2 protein-coding genes are annotated in these 4607 nt (G+C 62.4%); one reads left to right on the top strand and one right to left on the bottom strand.

Features of this window, described 5'->3' with window-relative positions; translation table 11 throughout:
- Window positions 1-1463: condensation domain-containing protein (locus AB0L75_RS43805; RefSeq protein ID WP_365191890.1), on the bottom strand; the 1463-nt coding region annotated here is incomplete at its 3' end.
- A gap of 571 nt (window positions 1464-2034) precedes the next feature.
- Between AB0L75_RS43805 and AB0L75_RS43800 the strand changes: the two genes are divergently transcribed.
- On the top strand, window positions 2035-4607 hold a 2573-nt coding region (locus AB0L75_RS43800; RefSeq protein WP_365191889.1), incomplete at its 3' end, for an amino acid adenylation domain-containing protein.

The following is a 4607-nucleotide window of genomic DNA, read 5'->3' as shown; positions in this document are numbered from 1 at the left end:
ACCGCGGTCGCCTGCGGCGTCCGCTCCGCCTGCGCCTCGAACAGCTCCGGCAGGGTGCGCTCGGGGACATCCACACCGGTGTCGTTCCACTCGGTGACGACCAGACGGCGCTCCTCGGCGTCGAGAAGGTCGAGGTGGGAGAGGGTTTGGTGGGGGTTGGTGGTGAGTTGGTCGAGCAGGCGGGTGAGGTAGGTGCCGATCCTGTCGATGGTGGTGTGGTCGTAGAGGTCGGTGGCGTAGGTGAGGGTGGCGTGGATGCCGTTGGGGGTGTGGTCGAGGGTGTGGCGTTCGCTGAACTGCAGGTCGAGGTCGAACTTGGCGGGCAGGCCGGCTGCCTGGTGGACGTCGGCGGTCAGCTGGGGGAGGTTGAGGGTGGCCTGCTGGTTGTTCTGCAGGGTGAGCATGACCTGGAACAGGGGGTGGCGGGCCATGGAGCGGGTGGGGGCGAGGTCTTCGACGAGGCGTTCGAAGGGGATGTCCTGGTGGGCGTAGGCGGCCAGGCTCTGTTCCCGCACCCGGTTCAGGAGCTGGGTGAAGGTGGGGTCGCCGTCGAGGCTGGTGCGTAGGACGAGGGTGTTGACGAAGAAGCCGACGAGGTCGTCGAGGGCGTCGTCGGTGCGTCCGGCGATGGGGGTGCCGATGGGGATGTCGTGGCCGGCTCCGAGTTTGGACAGCAGGGTCGCGACCGCGGCCTGGAGCACCATGAACATGGTGGCGTCGTGGGCGTGGGCGAGGTCGGCGAGCTGCTGGTGGATGCGGGCCGGGACGGCCAGAGTGAGGGTGGCGCCCTGGTGGGAGGGGGTCGCAGGGCGTGTCCGGTCGGTGGGCAGGGTGAGTTCCTCGGGCAGGCCGGCCAGGGCCTGGCGCCAGTAGGCCAGCTGCTGGGCGGCCAGGCTCTCGGGGTCGGTTTCCTCACCGAGGAGTTCACGCTGCCACAGGGTGTAGTCGGCGTACTGCACCGGCAGCGCCGGCCAGTCCGGCTCCCGGCCCTCGACCCGGGCGGTGTATGCGGTGGACAGGTCCCGGGCCAAAGGCCCCATCGACCAGCCGTCCCCGGCGATGTGATGCATCACCAGCACCAGCACATGCTCATCCACACCCACCGTGAACAGCACCGCCCGCAACGGCACCTCACACGCCAGATCAAAACGATGACCAGCCGCTTCCTGCAGGGCTGCGCGCACTTCATCCTCGGTCCACGCGCTGGCATCGACCGTCGTGAGTACGTCTTCCACGGTTTCGGGGGTGAGGATCTCCTGCTCGGGAGTCCCGTCCCGGTGCGGGAAGAGGGTGCGGAGGGATTCGTGCCGGGTGATTACGTCACGCAATGCCTGATGCAACGCCCCTGCGTTCAATGCGCCGATCACGCGGATGGGCATGGGGATGTTGTAGACGCTGTTGTTCCCTTCCAGCTGGGTGACGAACCACAAGCGATACTGGGCGAAGGACAGCGGAATCAACAAGACCCCCGGTTACGTGATCAGTGCACCCGAAAAGGTGCGCAATTTCAGTCAGGCGACTAAATGTCTAGCCTGGTGCACCAAGGAATGCTCGAACCCTCGGTGAGTGATTTGCGACATTACTTTGAGTATGCATATAGCTACGAAGAGCAATCCCCTGCGCGTCGACGGCCTGCCGAACGCTGCTATCGCCAACTGGCTCGCTGGTCAGGCGAGTTCGAGAGTTGCGCGCGCCGTTCGACCTCAACTAGCGTCATGCTACGTCAGGCTGATCACCTGTCAACTCAGAGCTAGGTTCAAGCAAGCGACGAGAAGGGCGAGTCGAGAGTATTTTGTGAGGTGAGTCACGTCCATAGTTTGCAGTTCGCGGCGTGTCGGTCATTGCATCCGCAGACAACTCCCAGTCTATGATCGGTTCGAAGACACGCACAGTACTGGTCAGTTCTCGCCCTCGCCTCATAATTCAATTGGGGGCTGACGGGCAAGTCGTGAGGCATCTGGCCACAAGCTTCTGAGCACCAACTACGGGGAAGAGTGCGACATGTCGCAATCTGAGTCACGATACCGCGACTTGATGGCCGGCCAGCGTGAGATCTGGCTGGGGCAGCAGCGAGATCCTGATAATCCTGCTTATTACATCGGCGAGTACCTCGCGCTTCGCGGAGAGCTCAATTTTTCGCTTTTTGAGCGTGCGGTACGTCAGACCGTAAACGAGGTTGAGGCGTTCCATCTCGAATTCTCTACGGGTGCGGGCGTCCCTCAGCAGCGGGTACGGGGTGAGCGGGATTGGCGGCTGCACGTCGTTGATCTAACCAACGAGCACTCGGCCAATGATGTCGCAGTGCAGTGGATGCAGGATGACCTTGCTCGGCCTGTCGACCTCTCTGCATCCCTGATCACTCAGGCGATATTTAAGATCTCCCCGGAAGAGGTCTTCTGGTATCAGAGGGCTCATCACATTGCAGCTGATGGGTTCTGCGGCCCGATCGTCATCGCCCGAGCGGCGCAGATCTACAACGAACTTCTGGCTGGCACGCCACAGGCAAGTGAACCTCTCAAGCCTATTGACTTGCTGTTAGACGCCGATCGCCTTTACAGGGCATCGGAGGAATTTGAGGTAGACAAAGCATTCTGGAAGAACGAATTCTCGGATATCCCTGAAAAATTCACCCTGGGCGGAAGGGGTGTGTCTGGGACTCTAAGGACTCGAATCCGAAACAAAACCATCCTGCCGAGCCTCGAATCAGCAGATCTCAAGGCGCTGGCGCGCTCTTATCGTACGAGTCTTTCAGGCCTCATTCTGGCTGCCTCTGCGATCTACCTGCACCGCATGTCAGGTATGCAGGACATTGTGCTTGGTCTCCCTGCGGTGGCACGGACAGGGGGGACGCAGCGAGGGATTCCGGGCATGATGAACAACACCTTGCCCGTGCGCCTCACCATGCAACCGGACATGTCCTTGGAACAGGCCGTACGCCACGTCACCCTCCGGGTTCGCGAAGTCCTGCGTCATCAGCGCTACCGCTACGAAGACCTACTGCGGGACCTCCGCGTCGAGCCAGGCCAAGTCCTCCACAGTCTCACGGTCAACGTCATGTCCTTTGACTATGGAGTGCAATTCGGAGACTGCGAGACATCCGCGCATAATCTGCGGGGCGGACCGATCAACGACGCTTCTATAGCTGTCTACGATCGAGCCGAAGGCCAGGGGATTGAGGTGGCTTTCGATGCCAACCCCGATCTCTACACCGAGGAAGAGAACGAGCGCAACGCCGAACGATTCCTCCGTGTGCTTGAGTGGTTGAAGAACGCTCCCTCAGCACAGACCATCAGCGAGGCCACCGTACTGGGTGCTGACGAGCGGCGTCGTCTGCTGGTGGACTGGAACGACACCGACGTCGACGTCCCGGATGCCACATTCCCGGAGTTGTTCGAGGCACAGGCGGCCAGGACGCCGTCGGCCACCGCGCTCGTCTTCGCCGGCGCAGAGGTCTCATACGCAGAGCTGAACAGGAGGGCGAACCGCCTGGCGCGCTTGCTGGTCGAACGGGGTCTCGGTCCCGAATCGGTGGTCGCCTTGTGCTTCAGGCCAGGGATCGACATGATCGTGGCTCTGCTCGCTGTGGGGAAGGCTGGCGCCGCATATCTACCTCTCGACCCCAAATATCCTGCGGACCGCCTCGCCTACATGGTCCGAGATGCTGCTCCCGCTGTTGCGCTGACTGCGGCACAGGAACTCGCAGCGCTACCTGACGGCGTAGAACCCATCGTGCTCGACCAGCCCCAACTGGCTCAGTACCTGGCTAAGCTCCCGGATTCGGACCTGACCGATGACGAACGCCGGGGAAGACTGCGGCCACACCACCCGGTCTACATCATCTACACCTCGGGCTCCACCGGCACGCCTAAGGGTGTCGTCATTCCCCACGGCGGCCTCACGAACTACCTGGTCTGGGCGGCCAAGGTATACCCCGAACTGAGGGGAAGGACCGCCTTCCACGCTTCCTACGCCTTCGACGGCAGTGTCACCACGCTTCAGGGACCACTGGCCTGCGGTGGTGCTGTTGTTGTCGCGGCGTCGGACGATACTTTCGTGGACGCTCTTGAAGGCGCGTCTCTCGACCTTCTCAAGGTAACGCCGAGTCACCTTCCCTTGCTGGCCATGTCGACAGGCGGGGCGGTGCCGTCTAAGCGTCTCCTCTTGGGCGGGGAGCCGCTTCGACGGCAAGAGCTGGAGCAATGGCGGCGTCAGCACCCTTCACTGCAGGTGGTCAATCACTTCGGACCGACTGAGACGACAGTCGGCTGTGCGGATCACCACATCAACCCCGGTGATGACCTCGCTGAAGGAACAGTGCCCATTGGCGGCCCTATCGACAACACTCGTACCTACGTTCTGGATGCCGGGTTGCGTCCGGTGCCGGTGGGGGTTGCGGGTGAGTTGTATGTGGCGGGTTCGGGTCTGGCGCGCGGTTATCTCAACCGTGCGGGGTTGAGTGCGCAGCGGTTTGTTGCGTGTCCGTTCGGTGGTCCGGGTGAGCGGATGTACCGCACGGGTGATGTGGTGCGCTGGCGGGCGGACGGGCAGCTGGAATACCTCGGCCGCGCCGACCACCAGGTCAAGGTCCGCGGGTTCCGTATCGAGCT

The organism is Streptomyces sp. NPDC052101 (assembly GCF_040680235.1).
In the GTDB taxonomy this organism is placed as follows: Bacteria; Actinomycetota; Actinomycetes; order Streptomycetales; family Streptomycetaceae; genus Streptomyces.
The sequence above is the reverse complement of the archived record's forward strand: the minus strand, read 5'-3'. Positions and strand labels throughout refer to the sequence as shown.